The sequence below is a fragment of the Duganella paludis genome (assembly GCF_054461335.1).
Genome location: NZ_CM136922.1, coordinates 5,907,045 through 5,923,499, shown reverse-complemented (window position 1 = coordinate 5,923,499; position 16,455 = coordinate 5,907,045). Strand labels below are relative to the sequence as shown.

Genomic DNA, 16,455 nt, shown 5'->3' with positions numbered 1-16,455 from the left:
GTTCATTTGATCCAGATCAACGTGGCCTGGCGGCCCGTGACGCCGTCGCGCCGGTAGGAGTAGAAACGGCCGGAGTTGGACACGGTGCAGAATTCGCCGCCGTGCACTTCCTTCACGCCAGCGCGGTGCAGCAGGTAGCGCGCCAAGCCATAGATATCGGCCAGGTATTTGCCAGGCCGGCTGGCGACGACGCTGAAGGCCGCCTCCACGTGGCGCTGGTCGGAGGCGTCGCGTGCGCCTAGAAGAAACGCCTGCTTGACGTCCGGCCCGACCTCGAACTGGTAGGCGCCGATGGCCGGCCCCATCCAGGCCATCAGCTCGCCGGCGCCGGCCGCGCGCATGCTCTCCACCGTATTTTCCAGCACGCCGGAAGCCAGCCCGCGCCAGCCCGCATGGGCGGCGGCCACGGTCTTGCCCTGCTTGTCGCAGAACAGCACCGGCAGGCAGTCGGCGGTCATGATGACGCAGACCTTGCCGGCCATGGTGGTCATGCTGGCGTCCGCCTCCGGCACCTGCTGCGGCCGCACCTCGGCCAGGTCGACCACGGCCGTGCCATGCACCTGCGCCAGCCAGGCCGGTTCGTTGGGCAGCTGAGCGCTGAGAACGGCGCGGTTGTGCGCCACGTTGTGCGGCTGGTCGCCGACGTGGGTGCCGAGGTTGAGGCCGCCACGGCCCATGCCATCGTCATACGGCGCAGGGCTGACGCCACCGCGCCGGGTGGTGGACAGCACACCGATATGTTCTGGCAAACCCGGCCAGTGCGGGACCAACCATTGCTGCTGTATCGACATTAAATCGTTTCCGGTTCCTCGATGCCGGCGCGGGCCAGCAATTCTGCAAAATCATCGGCCAGCGGCACTTGCCACTCGCATTGCTCGCCGGTGGCCGGATGCACCAGCCCCAGGCGGCGCGCTTGCAGCGCCTGGCGCGGGAAGTAGTCGGCCAGGTGCGGCTTGCCGTAGACGGTGTCGCCGACCAGCGGGAAGCCGATCGACATCATGTGCACGCGGATCTGGTGGGTGCGGCCCGTTTCCAGACGGCACTGCACCAGGCTGACGGGACGGCCTTCGCCCAGCTTGCCGCTGGAGATCAAGGTGTAATGCGTGATCGCCGGCTTCGAGCCCATGGAGGTCGAGACCGCCATCTTGACGCGCTCGCGCGGGTGGCGTCCCATCGAAGCATCAATAGTACCGCTAATGCGCGGCGTGCCCCACACCAAAGCGAAGTACTCGCGCTTGACGGTGCGCGCGGCCAACTGGCGCACCAGGTCGGTCTGGGCGGCCAGGGTCTTGCCGACCACCATCAGGCCGCTGGTATCCTTGTCCAGGCGGTGGACGATGCCGGCGCGCGGCACACCGCTCAGCTGCGGATAGCGGTGCAGCAGGCCGTTGAGCAGCGTGCCGGACCAGTTGCCGTTGCCGGGGTGAACCACCAGGCCAGCCGGTTTATTCACGACAATCAGGTGCTCATCTTCAAAAACAATGTTAAGTTCTATCGGTTCGGGCTTAAAAGCCTCGTCTTCCGGCTCCGGTTGGGGCAGAATGACGATCTTCTCGTCGCCGTAGACGGTATCCTTGTTGCTTTTCGGGGTTTTGCCGTCGACCGTGACAAAGCCGTCGGTGATCCAGGTTTGCAGGCGGCCGCGAGAAAATTGCGGGATCAGGCCGGAGATGACTTTATCGAGGCGCTGGCCGCAATGTTCAGGGCTCAGTGCGAGTTCGATCGGCGCCAGACCGTCGTCATCGTCGTCGTGTAACGCCAATTCGGCGTCGATATCGAGTTCGGAGGAAGATTCGGCCAAATTTGGCTTTGCGTTTAATATCACGGTAATCCTATCGGCTATAATTAGCCTCGTAAAACTTTGGTTAAACAGTTTCTTGCAAAAGATATGCAAAAAAAATTATCGGTAATTGCAGCAACAGTAGTCCTGCTTGGTTTGTCCGGTTGCGGCCTTTTCTCTGAAAAAGCCGACGAAACAAAAGGTTGGAGCGCGACGAAATTATACTCGGAGGCGAACGAAGAACTGGAAGGTCAGCACTACGAGCGCGCAATTCAGTTGTTTGAACGACTGGAATCGAGCTATCCTTTCGGCACCTACGCCCAGCAGGCGCAGATGAATATCGCCTACGCCTATTACAAATCGCAGGATCAGGCACAGGCCCTGGCATCGGTTGAGCGCTTCATCAAGCTGCACCCGAACCACACCAACGTCGATTACATGTACTACCTGCGTGGCCTGATCAGCTTCAACGACCAGATCAGCTTCCTGAACTTCGTCTACGAACAGGATGCGACTGAGCGCGACCCGAAGGCCACGCGTGAAGCTTACGCCGCCTTCAAGGAGTTGGTCACCAAATTCCCAGAGAGTAAGTATACCCCGGATGGGCTGGCCCGTATGCGATATCTGGTGAATGCGATGGCGTCGTATGAAATCCACGTGGCGCGCTACTACTACCGCCGTGGCGCCTACCTCGCTGCGGCCAACCGCGCGATGGGCATCATGAGCGACTTCCGCGACTCGCCGTCGATCGAGGAAGCTCTGTTCATCATGATCCGCAGCTACGACAAGCTCGGCATGACCGAACTGAAGAACGACACCGAACGCGTGTTCAAGCTCAACTACCCGAACTCCAAGTTCCTGGACGAGGGTAAAAAAGCCGAGCGCCACTGGTGGAAGTTCTGGAGTTCGAACGCCAGCATGTAAAGCTACGTAAAAAAACCGGGAGTCGCCTCCCGGTTTTTTTATTCAACGATCCTGCGGCGGAAGACCCAGGTTTTTTCGTCCGAGTCCTTCTTATCGAAGGTGTAGCCGTCGACGTTGAATTTCTTCAGCTTTTGCGGATCGGTGATGTTTTTGACCGCCGCATAGCGCGCCATCAGGCCACGCGCGCGCTTGGCGTAGAACGAGATGATCTTGTATTTGCCGTTCTTCCAGTCCTCGAACATCGGCGTGATCACCGGCACGTCCAGCAGTTTCGGCTTGACCGATTTGAAGTATTCCTCCGACGCCAGGTTGACCAGCGTGTCGGCGCCCTGCTCCGCCGCCTGCCGGTTCAAGGCCTGGGTAATGGTCTCGCCCCAGAAGCTGTACAAGTCCTTGCCGTGCGGCGTGCTCAGGCGCGTGCCCATCTCCAGCCGGTGCGGGTGGATCAGGTCCAGCGGCCGCAGCATGCCGTACAGCCCGGACAGGATGCGGATGCGCGATTGTGCGTAGTCGAGCTGGCCCGGTTTCAGGGTGCGGGCGTCCAGGCCGTCGTAGACGTCGCCATTGAAGGTCATCACCGCCTGGCGCGCTTCGCTGGTGTCCTTGGTCCATGAGGCGTAGCGGGCCACGTTCAGCGCCGACAGGTTGTCGGACAGGTCCATCAGTTCACCGAGTTCGGTCGGCGAAAATTCGCGCAGGCGGTGGATCAGCTGCTCGGAGTGGTCCAGAAACGACGGTTGGGTGTGCAGCTTGGTGGTTGGCGGAGTCTCCAGGTCGAGACTTTTTGCCGGGGAAAGCACTATCAGCATAAGATTCCAAAAAACATTTTCACAAAACTAGCCCTACATGATACCTGTTCCAAAGAAACGCATCGTCATCGATACCAATGTTTGCCTCGACCTGTTCGTGTTCAACGATCCGCGCTGGGGAAAACTGGTGGCCGCCATCGAGAGCGGCGAGCTGGAGGCGGTCACCCGCTCCGATTGCCGCGACGAGTACAACATCGTGCTCCACTACAAGCACCTGCCGCTGGACGACGACAGCCGCCCGCTGGCCTCGGCCCGCTTCGACGCGCTGATCAAGGTGGTGGCGCCGCCCGTGTCCGGCGTGCGCCTGCCGGTGTGCGCCGACAAGGATGACCAGAAGTTCCTGGAAATCGCCCGCGACGCCCAGGCCGAGGTGCTGATCACCAAGGATAAGGCGCTGCTGAAACTGGCCCGCCGCCTGGCTCGCGAAGGGATGTTCAAGGTCATGTTGCCGGAGAAGTGGATTGCGCTAGAATAGGCTATCCGTTCACTACTCAGCCACCATGAATAGCCGCACAACCCTGCCGATGACGCCTGCCCTGACCACCCGCCTGCCGGCGGTTGGCACCACTGTTTTCACCCGCATGTCGGTGCTGGCCGCGCAAGCGGGCGCCGTCAACCTCGGTCAGGGCTTCCCCGACTTCGGCTGTGAACGCAACCTGATGAACGCGGTGACCGAGGCCATGCAGGCCGATTTCAACCAGTATCCGCCCATGAACGGCGCGCCGGTGCTGCGCCAGGCCATCGTCGCCAAGATCGCGGCCTTGTACGGCCACCAGTACCACGTCGATAGCGAAATCACCGTCACCGCCGGAGCCACCCAGGCGCTGACCACGGCGATCTTCTGCTGCGTCCATCCGGGCGACGAGGTGGTGGTCATCGAACCGGTGTACGACAGCTATGTGCCGGCGATTACCCTGGCCGGCGGCGTGCCGGTTGCGGTGGAGATGGAACTGGGCGCCGACGGCTACACCGTGCCCTGGGCCAAGGTGGCCGCCGCCGTCAACGGCAAAACCCGCCTGATCATCATCAACACGCCGCACAATCCCACCAGCACCGTGCTGCGCGCGGCCGACATGCAGGCACTGGCCGACATCGTGCGCGGCACCGACGTGCTGATCCTGTCGGACGAAGTCTACGAACACATGGTCTACGACAGCCACCAGCACGAGTCGGTCAGCCGCCACCCGGAACTGGCGGCGCGCGCCTTCGTGGTGTCGAGCTTCGGCAAGACCTACCACGTCACCGGCTGGAAGGTCGGCTACGTCGCCGCGCCGGCCACGATGATGGCGGAGTTCCGCAAGGTCCACCAATACAATGTGTTCAGCGTGAATACGCCCATGCAGCACGGCATCGCCAGCTACATGGCCGATCCCAAGCCCTACCTGGAATTGCCGGCGTTTTACCAGCGCAAGCGCGATCTGTTCCGCGATGGCTTGAAAAATACACGTTTTGAGTTGTTGCCAGCCGACGGTACCTACTTCCAATGCGTGCGCTACGATAAAATCTCTACACAAACCGAGGCCGAATTCGCGGAGTGGCTGACCACCGAAATCAAGGTGGCGGCAATTCCAGTATCGGCCTTTTACCAGCAAGGCAAGGAGTCCGGCATCGTGCGCTTCTGTTTTGCCAAAAAAGATGAGACCTTGGCGCTCGCATTGGAGCGACTGGGCAAAGTGTAGATCGGGATCGAATCATGTCCGAAGCAAATCAACTGCAATCGCCGCTGGAGGCGCCGGCGTTTGCGGAATCCACGCCGTCGGTGCTGCATCAGCTCAACCTGTGCAACCGCCTGCTGGAACGCCTGCTGCACAACCTGCGCAACGAGCACAACGCCGAAAGCGAAATCCGCGACATCGCGCGCGAGGTGATCCAGGCCGTGGCCATCAATCCGGACATCGCGCTGGCCTGCATCTTCCTCAGCCAGATCAACGGCACCTATGCGGTGCGCCACTGCATCGAAACCGCAGTGGTGACGGTGGTGATCGCGCGCGCCATGGAACTGAGCGCGGTCGATACGCTGACCGTGACGGCCGCCGCCCTGACCATGAACGTCGGCATGCTGCGCCATCACGAAACCTTCCAGAACAAGAACACGCCGCTGAGCAGCGAGGAAATGGCCATTGTGCGCCGCCATCCCGAGGAAAGCGTGGACATGCTGCGCTGCGTGGGCATCGAGGACGACGACTGGATTTCCTGCGTGCTGATGCACCATGAGAACGACGTCGGCAGCGGCTACCCGGCCGGCATCGCCAGCCCGCAGGTGACCTTGAACGCCAAGCTGCTCAGCCTGGCCGACCGCTATTGCGCGCAGGTGTCGGCGCGCAATTACCGGCGCTCGCTGCCGGCGCAGCAAGCGCTGCGCAACCTGATCGAGGACAAGGCGGCGCCGGTCGATCCGACGCTGGCGCAGTATTTCCAGCGCGAGCTCGGCGATTTCCCGCCGGGCTGCCTGGTGCGTTTGGAGAGCGGCGAGATCGGCGTGGTCAGCCAGCGGCTGGACGGCGGCGAGGCGCGCACCGTCCACTGTCTGCGCGACCCGGCGGGCGGCGTGCTGTCACCGGCGGCGCAACGCCGTACCGACGACGGTTGCTGCATTGCCGAGGCGCTCAGCGAGGACCAGGCCTCGATCCGCTTCAGCATGAAGCAGATCTGGGGCCCGCAGGCCAGCCTGTAGGCGATTTAGCGGGAGAGCTGTTCGATCTTGCGCTCGACGAAGGAGCGCAGTTCGGGCGTGAGGCCGGCGGCGCCGCGCGCGCGGACAAAGGCTTCGCGCGCCTCGGGCAGATGCTGGTCCGCCTGCAACGAGATGCCCAATCCCATCCACCACACGCCGTTTTGCGGCGCCAATTGCAGCGCATGCCGATAGTGTTCGGCGGCGTCGGCGTGTTTTTGCTGGCGTTGCAGCACACCGGCCAGGAAGGCGTGATAGTCGGCGTTGTTGCCTGCGTATGGCAAGGTCTTCAGCAGCGTATCGAGGGCCGGTTCGCCCTTCTCCAGTTGCAGCCGCGCCAGCACCATCGCCAGCCCCGGTTGACGCGGATCGACACCCAGCGCCAGGCGCAGCTGGCGGATAGCGTCATCGGTGCGGCGGTTTTCCAGTAGCAGGCTGACGTAGGTCTGGCGCGCGGCTTCGTTGCGCGGATCGATTTCGACGGACTTGTCCAGATCGGCCAGCGCCGCGCTCACGCGGCCTTCCTGCAAGGCGGCCAGGGCGCGGCGATAACTATTGTCCGACATCTGTTTTGGCGTCAGCTCGCGCACCACCACGCCGTCTTCCGCTTTCGCAGCCGGCGCGGCGGCTTTGCGCGGACGCACCGGCTCGGCGCTATCAGTGCGCTCAGCACGCGCTACGCGATCGCCACGTTCCGCGCTGCGCTTGCGCGGCGCAGCCTCGCCACGCTCCGCATGTTCCGCATAGTCCGTCGTCTCGGGCGCCGCACGTTTCGGCTTGGCGGCAACCGATGGCGGCACCGCCTCCACTTCAGGCTTGGCCTCCGCCACGGCTGCGTGGGCCGAAGCCGACGACGGCTCAGCCGTGACGGCCGAAGGCGGCTCCTGGAAGCGCTGCTTGTTCGGCACGCGGTTATCGATCACCTTTGCCATGGTCGCCGCCGGCGGCGCGCTGCGCGCCTGCCACCACTGCCAGCCATACCAGCCGCCGGCGGCCAGCACCAGCACGCCCAGCGCGGCACCGCCCAACAACAGCGGACGACGCTCGCGCTCCGTCTGCGGCACCGCCTTCACTTGTTCCTGTTGCATGGCCGACGCGCCCTCGCCGCCGCGCGCATCCAGGTCCTGCAGCATTTTATTAATCAGGCTCATTTGGTCAACGCCCAGGTCAGGCCGCAAGCGGCAATCAGCAGGCCCACGCCAGCCGCCATCCAGGCCCAGCGCATGCGCTTGGCCGGCGTTACCGTGTCGCTGGCGGCCAGGTTGACATGGCGACGGGTCACCTGCCGCTTGCCTTCGCCAAAGCACAGCATCAAAGCCTTGTTGGCCATGATGTTCACCAGGCGCGGAATGCCGCCGCTGGATTTATACAAGCCGGCGATCGCCCCACGGCTGAACAGGCGTCCGCCCGCATAGCCTGCGATGCGCAGGCGGTGCGCCAGATAGTATTCGATATCATCGCGCGACAAAGGTCCAAGGTGGTAATGGAAGGTGATGCGCTGCGCCAGTTGGCGGATCGAATTTTCCTGCAAATGCTGGTTCAGTTCCGGCTGGCCGAACAGCACGATCTGCAGCAGCTTGCGCTTTTCGGTTTCCAGGTTGGTCAGCAGGCGCAACGCTTCCAGGCTCTCGGTCGGAATCGCCTGCGCTTCATCGAGCAGCAGCAACACCCGCTTGCCGTCACGCGCCAGGTCCATCAGACGGTGCGTGATCGACTTCAGCAACTGGTGCTGGTCCACATCGCGTTCCAGCGGCACTTCCAGCTCATCGGCCAGAGCCAGCATCAGCGTGCGCGGCTCGAGATAGGGATTCGGAATGTAGGCCGTCACAAATTCCGGGCCGATGGTGGCGATGAACTTACGGCACAGCAGCGTCTTGCCGGTGCCCACCTCGCCGGTGATCTTGATAAACCCTTCGCCGCTCTTGGCCGCCACCAGCAAGGTGTTTAACGCCTCTTGCGAATGCGGACTGGTGAAGAAGTAGCTGGTATCCGGCGTGATGCTGAACGGCGCCTCGCGCAGGCCGAAGTGTTTGCTGTACATGATCAGTTGCGTCCCTTGGCACGGCCTGGATCGAGCTCTTTCATGCGGCGGCCGCTATCGAGCAAATCCTGATTCCAGTCCGACGACGATTCGATCACGGTCGGCTTGATCAGCACCACCAGTTCGCGTTTCTGGACCACTTCGCTCTTGCTGCCGAACAGCGCGCCCAGCACCGGCACGCTGTTCGCGCCCGGCACGCCGGAACGGTCGGTGGTCGTGGCCTGGCGCATCAAGCCGCCGATCGCCACCACTTGGCCGTTCTGGCCGCGCACCATGCTGTCCATTTCCGAAGTCGACGACGCCGCCAGCGGCAGGTTGAAGTTGCCCAGCGAGCCGAGGTTCAAGCCCTTGTTCACGGTCGACACCTGGCTGACCGATGGGTGAACGTGCAGCAGGATATTGCCCTCTTCATCGATCTGCGGCGTCACATCCAGCACCACGCCGGAGAAGAACGGCTGCAGCGTCACGGTTGGCGAGCTGGTGCCGCCGCCGGAGCTGTTGGTGGTCGTGGTGGTGCTGACGCCGGTCACAAAAAATTCATCGGTGCCGATTTTCAGCAGCGCCTTTTGATTGTTCATCGTCGCAATGCGTGGGCTGGACAGCACATGCACCGTGCCCTGCCCTTCGAGGAAGGAAATCAGCGCGGCGAAATTGCTGGTCTGGAAAGCCATGCCGAACAGCGAACCGACGGCATCGGCCGACGCGCCAATCAGGCTGCCCGGCGTGGCGCTGATGCCGGCCGGACCGGTGCTGCTCAGCGGCGTGCCCAACGGCCCCAGGGTGGACCCCGGCTGCAGCGTGCCGGCCGAGAAGCGGTTGTTGCCGCCGGCAGCAAACTTGCCGAACGCCGCCCAGTTGACGCCGCTCTGGAAGTTGCTGTTCAACTCCACTTCCAGGATCTTCGCTTCCAGGATCACCTGGCGGTCCACCGACAGCTGGGTGGCGCGCAGATACATGTCCACATTGCGCAGCTCTTCCGGCATGGCGCGGATCACGATCACGCCCGACTGCGGGCTGATGGTGACGTTGCGGCCGTCCTTGCCGGTGGCGACCAGTGCGTCCAGCGCGGTCTTCAGTTCCAGCCAGAAGTCGCTTTCCGAGCGGGTCGAGACATTGGCCGAGTCGCGCTGCGACTGCGAACCGCCGCCGTTGGGATTGTTCGGATCGGAGCCGTTGTTATTGTTATTGTTGTTATTGCCGCCCGAACCGTTGTTGTTCTGGCCGCCGCTGTTGCTGGTACCGGCATTGGCCACCGAGGTCGACGACACGCGCAGGCTCGACCCGCCCTTGCGGACGGCGGTCAGGTAGTTAATCTTGAACATCTTGGTCTGCATGGTCAGCGGACGGATGTAGATGCGCGTGCCTTCCACCTTGTAGTCGTAGCCGTACAACTCGCGCACGGCGTCGAGCGCCTCGAACAGCGTCACGTCCTTCAGGTTGGCGGTGATGTTGCCGGTCACCTCAGGGTTGATCAGCATGTTGTAGCGGGTGCCGGCCACGATGGAGTTGTAGAACTGTTGCACCGGCACGTTGTTGAACGAGACGTTGAAGCGCTCATCCAGCACCGCGCGCGCCTTCGGCAGCTGGTCGGCCAGTTGCGACACCGGCGGCAGCAAGGCGCTGGCCACGGCGTCGCTCTGGGTGACGACGGCCGGCCGGGCGCTGGCGGCGTTGACTTCGCTGTTGATCTTGTCGTAGGTATCCCGCGTGGACGGCGTCTGGCAGCCGCCGAGCAGCAGCGTCACGATAGCAATGGTCAGAATTTTTTGCATGAGCGTTCTTTGCGTTATTTGTGCGGCGGTTCGGGGAACAAGGTCAACACTTGCTTGCTCCGGCCGTTTTGCAGGACTACCTGATTCTTGCGGACTTCCACCAGCACCGCACCGTTAAACTTTTCACCCTTGCGCACCGTCTGGCCGTCGATCACGGCGACCTCGCGCCCGCGCGAACCGATCAGCACCGATTGCAGCTGCGGGCCTGTCGGCGTCGCCACTGCCGCTTCCGACGTCGGCAACAGGCGCGATTCGGGCGGCGGCTGGGTCGGATCGACCAGGGTTTGCGCCTGCGCCGCCCCTGTCAGCAACAAGACTGTGCAGAGCAGGCGCTTCATAGTTTCATCCATTTCTGATCCAGGCTCAAGGTGTACAGGGTCAAGGTCAGGCGCGAGTTCGGGTACTGTTGCGCGTCCAGCCGGGCCTTGCCCCAGAACAGCTGCACTGGCAAGGATTCCAGCGCGTCCATATAAGTGACCATGTCCAGATAACTACCTTGCAGCACGATCTCGACGCCGTGGCGGTACAGCAGCTCGCGCGGCTTGGCCGACGCATTCGGCGCTGCCGCAACCGCTGGCTGGCTCGCCGCCTGGCCCGCAGGCGCTGGGTTGGCGGGCAGCGCGGTCTCGTTCAAGCCGGTGACCGGCAAGGTCTTCATCGACATCAGCTTCAGCTTGCCATTGCCGCGCAACAGATGCTCCAGCAGCGGCACAATCTTATCCGGCGCCACCAAGCCTTTTTGCACCGCCATCAGGCCGGCGCTGGTGGTATCGATGTCGCGCCGCAGCGCTTGCAGTTTGGCCCGCGCGTCCGCATCCGGATCGACCACGAAGCCCTGCGCTATGGCGGCGATCTCCATGTCGATGCCGCTGATCTGGTTCTGCTGCTGCTTGACCTGCATGCGCAGCAGCTTTTGCTTGTTGAGCAGCGGCTCCACCGACATCGTGTACAGCAGGAACAGAATGCCGGCCACGATCGCCGCAAACACCATGGCGCGCTCGCGCAGGGTCATGGCATCCAGTTTGGTGCTGAGCTTAATCCATTGTTGCAGAAGCTGTTGTTTCATTTGACCACCTCCTGCGCCGTCGTTTGCAGGTTGAATTCCACAAACGGCGATGCCGCCGATACCGCCGGCGCCGGGGCTCCGTTGGCAACCGGCGCTGCTGGCGCAGACACCGCCGAATTCTGCGGCCGCCCGATATCCAGCGTAGCAAAGCTCTTGCCGCGCATGACGCGTTCGGCGGTCAGGCGGGCGATATAGTTTGGAATCAAGGTCGCCTGCATGGCCCTGCCCTGCACGCCGATGTCATTGCCAGCGCCGTTGATGCTCACACCGGTCAGCCACAAGCCGCTGACGTTCTGGCGCGACAGCGCGCGGAAGTATTCCGCATAGCCGGATGTATTCCCCAGCGCGCCACCCTGCAGCACCGAGGTCACATCATGCAGCGCCTTCAGTTCCGCCTCGGCCTCGGCTTGTTGCAACGCCAGCGACGGATCCTTGGCGCGCGGCGCGAACTGCGCCTTGGTCTGCACCAGGCGCTGCTCGCGTTTGGCCAGCGCGGCTTTGCCGGCAATGGCTTCCTGCTCCAACGCGGCCACGCTCTGACCGGCATACCAGGTCAGCAGCAAGGCGCCGGCAACGATCACGCCGAGCGCCTCGGCCATCGGCAAGGCGGTGAAAATCTTCTTCTGCTTGAGGAAGATGGGATTGAAGAGATTGATCTGCTGGCTCACAGATGCACCTCCTCATGCCGCAACGCCGCACCCAGCGTCAGGAAGAAACGCTGCTGCTGGGCCGCGTCCTGCAGTTCCGGTGTTTTGCTGAGATCGAACACATCGTCCAGCGTCATCGCTTCCACCGGCATGTATAGATTGGTGGCCAGGTGTTCGTGCAGGCCATCGGCGCCGGTCGGCGCCAGCAGCAGCTTGATCACGTTCACAAACGAGAACTGGCGGTCGAAGTGGTCGAGCGAGCGTTGCAGCTCCAGCGTGATTTTGTCGAAATAGGTTTGCTGGCGCTCGGAATCGCGCTCCAGTAGTTGCGCCAGCGTGACATCGATGCGACGAGACAGGTACAGCTCAGCCTTGAAAGTAATCGTCAGCAGGCCGCCGTCGCCGTCGAAGGACAGCATGGCCAGACCGCGCCCCTCGGTCTCCAGCAGCGCCGAGATATTCCGTTGCGCCATCTCGGGAATATCGATCACGGTCAGCGCCAGCTTGGCTTCGCTGAACAGTGCCTGGCGCGACTGGATCAAGGCATTGCGGGCGGCGATGGCAAACATCGAGTGGCCGCGCGCGGCGTTGCTGGCATCGACCGGAATGTCGAGCACGTCGATGGTGGCGTCGTCGACGTGGAAGTCGAGCATATCCTTCAAGCGCCAGCGCACGGCGGTTTTCAATTCGTCTTGCGGCACGTTCGGAGCGTCGACCATCAGCAGCTGGTACTCGCCGCCGCTAAGCATGGTGCCGCAGGAATAGCCGCCGGCCTTCAGGTCTTTATTGAGTTTGTCGAGCGCTTCGGGCGAGACGGCGGCGTCGGACGGATAGAACGCCGACAGCTCGACGATGGCCTTGGCGTCGCGCCTGCGCTGAACGCGGCCCGCGCAAACACCGTCCCTCAGAAAAGTGACAGTAAGCCATCCATCGGTTTTTTTAGCTCGCTTAAAGAAGCTCATAGATCAACACACGAAGTTTGCGCGCTAGACGATTGATTATATTCAAGTTGTAGATCTTTTCATGCTTAAAATTACAATGATTCCGCAAAAATACACACATTTCCACACAGTTGCGTCTTTAAAGCTGCGCGGTGATCACCCGCTGCACGTAATCAGGTCCGGGAACGGCGGCGGGACAGGCTGCGGCATTGCAGGCCGTAACGGTGATCAGGAAGTGGCCAGCGGTCCGATCATTGGGGCTGCCGTCGCCGTAGGAACGCGGGCCAAGCGGGTCAAACGTACAAGTAATATTCACGGAAAATGCAGACAATGTGGTGTTGGGCGGCAAAGTGAAGTTCACTGGTGCCGCGTTACAGAGATTGGCGGCACGCGTGGCGGCCGGGCCTTGCAGCGCTGTGAATAGCGCCCAGTCCATGCCCCCTTTCGCCGCAAGGTATGCGCGCGTACCCAATTCATCCTTGACCGACGAGTCTTGCTGCGAGGTCCTGAGCGACACCACGGCCACCGCCAATCCGGCCAGCACCACCAGTAGGAAGATGGCGGTCACCAGCGCCAGCCCGGTTTGTTTGCGTAAGATATGCGGCATCATGGCGTGTTATCCACGTGAATTTGATGAACCAGCGTCACCGTCTCCAGTCCGTTAGCTGCCCCGCCGACGCGCGGCCGCGCCAGCGCCAACGACATGCCAATCATGCCGGTATTCACATTGGCAGCTTGATCCGCGCTGAAGTTGCAAGCCAGGACATTGGTTGCCAGCCGAGGCATGTCCGGCGTCAGCGCCTGCGGCACCTGCGCGGCGGTAAAGGCCTGATTAGCAATACGTACCAGCGTACCTGTGCCAGTAGCGTTGCCCTCGCACCGGAAAGTGACGGGACTGGTAACGACGCTGAACCGGTGCTCGGGAGAAGCATTCGGCGTTGCGCCGCCCCATGGGTTGTTTGCCAGCGTAATCAGCCAGCCATTCGGCATGTTATTCACTGCATTGACCCGCGCGAGGTTGGTTTGCGCGTAGGCGTCCGCGCCGGCTATGCCGTTACCCAGGTTATAGATGACGATGGAATCGGTTGCCGGGTTGATGGCGGCGGCACCGGCGGGCATATGGCCGACAACACTAAATTGGTTGCCCCCTCCAACGAAATCCAAAGGAGTGCCATTGGCCACTTCGTCTTCCACAGCCAGATACTGGCCGCCGGCCTTGACCGGAATGAACTGCACATACCAGACGCCGTTGGCGAACATCGCCCGGACGCTGTTGGGTAGCGCGCCGCGCAGCTCGCGCGCCATGCGCCGCAAGGCCAGATCGGCCGTATCGCTCAGGTCGGCGCGCGCGGCGGCGTCCACATAATTCTGCACCGGCTGGCGCAGGAACAACATCATGGTCCCGGCCAGAATACCGGTCAGCACCATGACGATGATCGCTTCCACCAGCGTGAAGCCCAGCTGCGTGCGTGGGATGGGCGGGCGCGATTTCATCATGGCGTCACCGTCGGCGCGTAACGCGTGCGATAGGCATCCAGCTCCACGAAATCATTATTGCCGGTACCGTAGGTGGTGCGAATAGTGATGCGCAATGCCCTGACCTCCAATGCGCTTGACCTGATCTGGTTCGCAGCAGGCCCCAAACCCTCGGCGGCAGTGGGAAGATAGCGCAAAGTCACCGTGCTAGTGATGCCGCCGAGCGAAGCGTTGCCTATCGTATTCAGACCCGCGTCCCGTCCCAGCGGCACGCCGTTGATGTCGACGTCCACGCCGCCAACGGCAAAAGTGCGGTTGGCGACGCCGTCCAAGCTACCGTAGTTGGCAACGTTACCGTAAGGTCGGGATCCAGCGGGTATGCCGATGGTCACCTGGTTCGCGCAGGTCCCCGGCCCCGCTACGATATCGACGTTGGGATTGGGCTGGCCGCAGGAGAAACGCGCGAGTAGAACTTCTTCCATCAAGGCTTCCGCAATCATCAGGGCTTGCTTGCGCCGCACAGGATCGGCGCTGGCGCCACCACCCATGTTGAGTACGCCCAGAACGCCCGCCGCCGCGACGCCCATGATGACCATGAAAATCACCAGCTCGATCAGGGTCAGCCCCGTCTGGCGCTTAGTGAACATAGCCCGTGTCCGGTTCGATGGTGATGCTGGAAACGTTGGTGCCCTGCGTGAACGTAAGAACCATACGGGTGAAGGTCGAGGCGCCGATGGCGTCATTCGCGTTGTAAGGACGGCCCAGTCCATCGAAAGAGAAAACACCGGCGGCGCCGAATTCGTTGCGCACGCTGTCCGCAGTAACGACCAGGTTGGCGTTGGGACGGCCTTCGCACATCCAGTTGGCAATATAGAAGTTGTTCAGCCGGCAGAAGGTACGGGTGCCCGCGCTGCCGCTATTGCTGCCGCCCGGCGCGCGCGCCAGTCCGGCGTTGGGACAGGTATTGGCAAAGCACACCGCAAACCCGCCCGGCTGGGAACGCACGAACACGGGACGGTTTTGGGTAATGGCCAGCTTTTGCGCGTAGCGAATGAGGCTCTTGACCTGATCGGCGTAGGCGCGGTTGCTGAAGGTGGCGGTATCGGCAAAACGCCCGTAACCGATCGCGCCCAGTATGCCGATCAGCACCATCACTGTGATCAGCTCCACTATCGTGAAGCCGGCACAGGAACGAAGCGACTTGCGGCGCACCACAACTCCAGGCTAGCGCCAGCGAGGAATTAGTTGCAATTATCCGGAGTAGCCGTGGCCGCCAGCGCGATAGTCGGTTGCCCACCGGCGGCGGCTGGCGTGTACACCAGGAAGCAATTCTTCGCTGCAGTGGTCGTAGCGCCTGCCAGCGTGGCGGACTGAATAACCATCGAACCAGCAGGGACGACCGGGAAGCCACTAGCCACCGGCGTTGCCGTGTAAGCGGAGTAGTCAGTGGCGGTCAAGCCAGCAGCGAGCGCGGTATTCGCATCAGCGGCTGGATAACCATTGGTGACAGCAACAGTAGTGCCCTCGTAATTAAAGCCTGCGGCGGCGTTTGCCGGATTCATCAGCACTTGGCCGTGCACCGTGGCGGCAACGGATGACAGCGCGCCGCGCGCGGCATTCAGGGACGCGATGCGTGCATCCCCGCTCAAACTGGAAAAGCGCGGCAAGGCGGTGGCCGCCAGAATACCGAGGATCACGATCACTACAATCAGTTCGATCAGCGTGAAGCCGCCTTGGGCTTGTTTGCGCATTGCGGTCATTGCTGGCTTGTTCATGTACTTTTTCTCCAAATCGTCTAAGAAGGATCATCCTTAACTTGCTCAAAGGCCACACTTATAAGGTCTTGTGTGCCTGACGGCTTGGCGGGGCTATGGGGCAAGCGAAATAATTTTACCTTGAATTTCAAGTGTTTCGATTGAGCATCTACAAAAGAATTTCTATTATTTAACAAATAAATCAGACTTTTATCAGAACGGTCAAAACACCAATTACCCGGACCGATGTCACTGTCATGCGGGTGAAATAATTCGCCGATGTAGTTGACCGGCTTATCTTTTAGCAAATTAAACGGATTTTCTTCGGCCAAAAACGTTAAATCGATATTTCGCCCCGGCAATTTAGCTTCAGATACCTTAATTTCTAAGGCAGTGCGCACGTTCGCCACCGTCATCTGTACGGCGCGCTGCTCCGCCGCGCCTTGGTAATACCACATGGTTTTCAACAGCAGCGCCATCAAAATGCCGATCACCGCCACGCTGACGGCGAATTCGAGCAAACTCGCGCCCCGTTGTTTCGCCGACACAAATCTTGCCAAGAATGTCACAATAT

The 16,455-nt window shown here is 61.7% G+C and carries 20 protein-coding genes; 4 read left to right on the top strand and 16 right to left on the bottom strand.

Annotated elements, in window-relative coordinates:
* Positions 1-2: 2 nt before the first annotated feature.
* Both pgeF and ACXZ1M_RS26240 read right to left on the bottom strand, forming a co-directional pair.
* Entirely contained in the window at positions 3-791 is a 789-nt protein-coding gene (gene pgeF / locus ACXZ1M_RS26245; RefSeq protein WP_459050535.1) for a peptidoglycan editing factor PgeF, read from the bottom strand.
* Entirely contained in the window at positions 791-1,801 is a 1,011-nt protein-coding gene (locus ACXZ1M_RS26240; RefSeq protein WP_459050534.1) for an RluA family pseudouridine synthase, read from the bottom strand. Before ACXZ1M_RS26240 ends, pgeF begins: the two co-directional genes overlap by 1 nt.
* An 87-nt stretch (positions 1,802-1,888) precedes the next feature.
* Between ACXZ1M_RS26240 and ACXZ1M_RS26235 the strand changes: the two genes are divergently transcribed.
* Entirely contained in the window at positions 1,889-2,704 is an 816-nt protein-coding gene (locus ACXZ1M_RS26235) for an outer membrane protein assembly factor BamD (protein WP_459050533.1), read from the top strand.
* 38 nt (positions 2,705-2,742) lie between these two features.
* Here the strand turns inward: ACXZ1M_RS26235 and yaaA are convergent, their stop codons facing one another.
* Entirely contained in the window at positions 2,743-3,513 is a 771-nt protein-coding gene (yaaA, locus tag ACXZ1M_RS26230; protein WP_459050532.1) for a peroxide stress protein YaaA, read from the bottom strand.
* A gap of 37 nt (positions 3,514-3,550) precedes the next feature.
* Between yaaA and ACXZ1M_RS26225 the strand changes: the two genes are divergently transcribed.
* Genes ACXZ1M_RS26225 through ACXZ1M_RS26215 form a run of 3 tightly spaced genes read left to right on the top strand, consistent with a single transcriptional unit; the run spans position 3,551 to position 6,187 of the window.
* Positions 3,551-3,988, top strand: a complete 438-nt coding sequence (locus ACXZ1M_RS26225) for a putative toxin-antitoxin system toxin component, PIN family (protein ID WP_459050531.1) — start codon at positions 3,551-3,553, stop codon at positions 3,986-3,988.
* A 25-nt stretch (positions 3,989-4,013) separates the two neighbouring features.
* Entirely contained in the window at positions 4,014-5,192 is a 1,179-nt protein-coding gene (locus ACXZ1M_RS26220; protein ID WP_459050530.1) for a pyridoxal phosphate-dependent aminotransferase, read from the top strand.
* Positions 5,193-5,206: 14 nt separating this feature from the next.
* Complete coding sequence (locus ACXZ1M_RS26215; protein ID WP_459050529.1) at positions 5,207-6,187, top strand: HD-GYP domain-containing protein; 981 nt, start codon at positions 5,207-5,209, stop codon at positions 6,185-6,187.
* Positions 6,188-6,192: 5 nt separating this feature from the next.
* Here the strand turns inward: ACXZ1M_RS26215 and ACXZ1M_RS26210 are convergent, their stop codons facing one another.
* The 13 genes from ACXZ1M_RS26210 to ACXZ1M_RS26150 form a co-directional block, all read right to left on the bottom strand.
* Positions 6,193-7,335 carry a tetratricopeptide repeat protein gene (locus ACXZ1M_RS26210; protein ID WP_459050528.1) on the bottom strand — a complete coding sequence of 381 codons (1,143 nt, stop codon included), beginning with the start codon at positions 7,333-7,335 and terminating at the stop codon, positions 6,193-6,195.
* Positions 7,332-8,225 carry an ExeA family protein gene (locus ACXZ1M_RS26205; RefSeq protein ID WP_459050527.1) on the bottom strand — a complete coding sequence of 298 codons (894 nt, stop codon included), beginning with the start codon at positions 8,223-8,225 and terminating at the stop codon, positions 7,332-7,334. The genes ACXZ1M_RS26210 and ACXZ1M_RS26205 overlap by 4 nt, the downstream gene beginning before the upstream one ends.
* A gap of 2 nt (positions 8,226-8,227) precedes the next feature.
* Entirely contained in the window at positions 8,228-9,997 is a 1,770-nt protein-coding gene (gene mshL, locus ACXZ1M_RS26200; RefSeq protein WP_459050526.1) for a pilus (MSHA type) biogenesis protein MshL, read from the bottom strand.
* Positions 9,998-10,011: 14 nt separating this feature from the next.
* Positions 10,012-10,335: an MSHA biogenesis protein MshK gene (locus tag ACXZ1M_RS26195; protein ID WP_459050525.1), complete on the bottom strand. Its 324-nt coding sequence runs from the start codon at positions 10,333-10,335 to the stop codon at positions 10,012-10,014.
* Positions 10,332-11,063, bottom strand: coding sequence for a hypothetical protein (locus ACXZ1M_RS26190; RefSeq protein WP_459050524.1), 732 nt, complete (start codon positions 11,061-11,063; stop codon positions 10,332-10,334). The genes ACXZ1M_RS26195 and ACXZ1M_RS26190 overlap by 4 nt, the downstream gene beginning before the upstream one ends.
* Positions 11,060-11,731 carry a hypothetical protein gene (locus tag ACXZ1M_RS26185; RefSeq protein WP_459050523.1) on the bottom strand — a complete coding sequence of 224 codons (672 nt, stop codon included), beginning with the start codon at positions 11,729-11,731 and terminating at the stop codon, positions 11,060-11,062. Before ACXZ1M_RS26185 ends, ACXZ1M_RS26190 begins: the two co-directional genes overlap by 4 nt.
* The gene (locus ACXZ1M_RS26180; protein ID WP_459050522.1) at positions 11,728-12,672 is read right to left on the bottom strand and encodes an agglutinin biogenesis protein MshI; all 945 of its coding nucleotides are present in this window, start codon (positions 12,670-12,672) and stop codon (positions 11,728-11,730) included. Before ACXZ1M_RS26180 ends, ACXZ1M_RS26185 begins: the two co-directional genes overlap by 4 nt.
* A gap of 118 nt (positions 12,673-12,790) precedes the next feature.
* Positions 12,791-13,261: an agglutinin biogenesis protein MshP gene (locus ACXZ1M_RS26175; RefSeq protein ID WP_459050521.1), complete on the bottom strand. Its 471-nt coding sequence runs from the start codon at positions 13,259-13,261 to the stop codon at positions 12,791-12,793.
* Positions 13,258-14,148 (bottom strand): PulJ/GspJ family protein, encoded by an 891-nt coding sequence (locus ACXZ1M_RS26170; RefSeq protein ID WP_459050520.1) that lies wholly within the window; start codon positions 14,146-14,148, stop codon positions 13,258-13,260. The genes ACXZ1M_RS26175 and ACXZ1M_RS26170 overlap by 4 nt, the downstream gene beginning before the upstream one ends.
* Positions 14,145-14,774, bottom strand: a complete 630-nt coding sequence (locus tag ACXZ1M_RS26165; protein WP_459050519.1) for a type IV pilus modification PilV family protein — start codon at positions 14,772-14,774, stop codon at positions 14,145-14,147. Before ACXZ1M_RS26165 ends, ACXZ1M_RS26170 begins: the two co-directional genes overlap by 4 nt.
* The gene (locus ACXZ1M_RS26160; protein ID WP_459050518.1) at positions 14,764-15,339 is read right to left on the bottom strand and encodes a pilus assembly FimT family protein; all 576 of its coding nucleotides are present in this window, start codon (positions 15,337-15,339) and stop codon (positions 14,764-14,766) included. Before ACXZ1M_RS26160 ends, ACXZ1M_RS26165 begins: the two co-directional genes overlap by 11 nt.
* Before the next feature lie 29 nt (positions 15,340-15,368).
* Positions 15,369-15,902, bottom strand: coding sequence for a type II secretion system protein (locus ACXZ1M_RS26155; RefSeq protein WP_459050517.1), 534 nt, complete (start codon positions 15,900-15,902; stop codon positions 15,369-15,371).
* Positions 15,903-15,922: 20 nt separating this feature from the next.
* Entirely contained in the window at positions 15,923-16,429 is a 507-nt protein-coding gene (locus ACXZ1M_RS26150) for a type II secretion system protein (protein ID WP_459050516.1), read from the bottom strand.
* Between the last annotated feature and the right edge of the window lie 26 nt (positions 16,430-16,455).

Coding starts and splice junctions, on each gene's coding strand:
- pgeF (WP_459050535.1), bottom strand. CDS start 791: ATGTCGATACAGCAGCAATGGTTGGTCCCGCACTGGCCGGGTTTGCCA.
- ACXZ1M_RS26235 (WP_459050533.1), top strand. CDS start 1,889: ATGCAAAAAAAATTATCGGTAATTGCAGCAACAGTAGTCCTGCTTGGT.
- yaaA (WP_459050532.1), bottom strand. CDS start 3,513: ATGCTGATAGTGCTTTCCCCGGCAAAAAGTCTCGACCTGGAGACTCCG.
- ACXZ1M_RS26225 (WP_459050531.1), top strand. CDS start 3,551: ATGATACCTGTTCCAAAGAAACGCATCGTCATCGATACCAATGTTTGC.
- ACXZ1M_RS26220 (WP_459050530.1), top strand. CDS start 4,014: ATGAATAGCCGCACAACCCTGCCGATGACGCCTGCCCTGACCACCCGC.
- ACXZ1M_RS26215 (WP_459050529.1), top strand. CDS start 5,207: ATGTCCGAAGCAAATCAACTGCAATCGCCGCTGGAGGCGCCGGCGTTT.
- ACXZ1M_RS26210 (WP_459050528.1), bottom strand. CDS start 7,335: ATGAGCCTGATTAATAAAATGCTGCAGGACCTGGATGCGCGCGGCGGC.
- ACXZ1M_RS26205 (WP_459050527.1), bottom strand. CDS start 8,225: ATGTACAGCAAACACTTCGGCCTGCGCGAGGCGCCGTTCAGCATCACG.
- mshL (WP_459050526.1), bottom strand. CDS start 9,997: ATGCAAAAAATTCTGACCATTGCTATCGTGACGCTGCTGCTCGGCGGC.
- ACXZ1M_RS26195 (WP_459050525.1), bottom strand. CDS start 10,335: ATGAAGCGCCTGCTCTGCACAGTCTTGTTGCTGACAGGGGCGGCGCAG.
- ACXZ1M_RS26190 (WP_459050524.1), bottom strand. CDS start 11,063: ATGAAACAACAGCTTCTGCAACAATGGATTAAGCTCAGCACCAAACTG.
- ACXZ1M_RS26180 (WP_459050522.1), bottom strand. CDS start 12,672: ATGAGCTTCTTTAAGCGAGCTAAAAAAACCGATGGATGGCTTACTGTC.
- ACXZ1M_RS26175 (WP_459050521.1), bottom strand. CDS start 13,261: ATGATGCCGCATATCTTACGCAAACAAACCGGGCTGGCGCTGGTGACC.
- ACXZ1M_RS26170 (WP_459050520.1), bottom strand. CDS start 14,148: ATGATGAAATCGCGCCCGCCCATCCCACGCACGCAGCTGGGCTTCACG.
- ACXZ1M_RS26165 (WP_459050519.1), bottom strand. CDS start 14,774: ATGTTCACTAAGCGCCAGACGGGGCTGACCCTGATCGAGCTGGTGATT.
- ACXZ1M_RS26155 (WP_459050517.1), bottom strand. CDS start 15,902: ATGAACAAGCCAGCAATGACCGCAATGCGCAAACAAGCCCAAGGCGGC.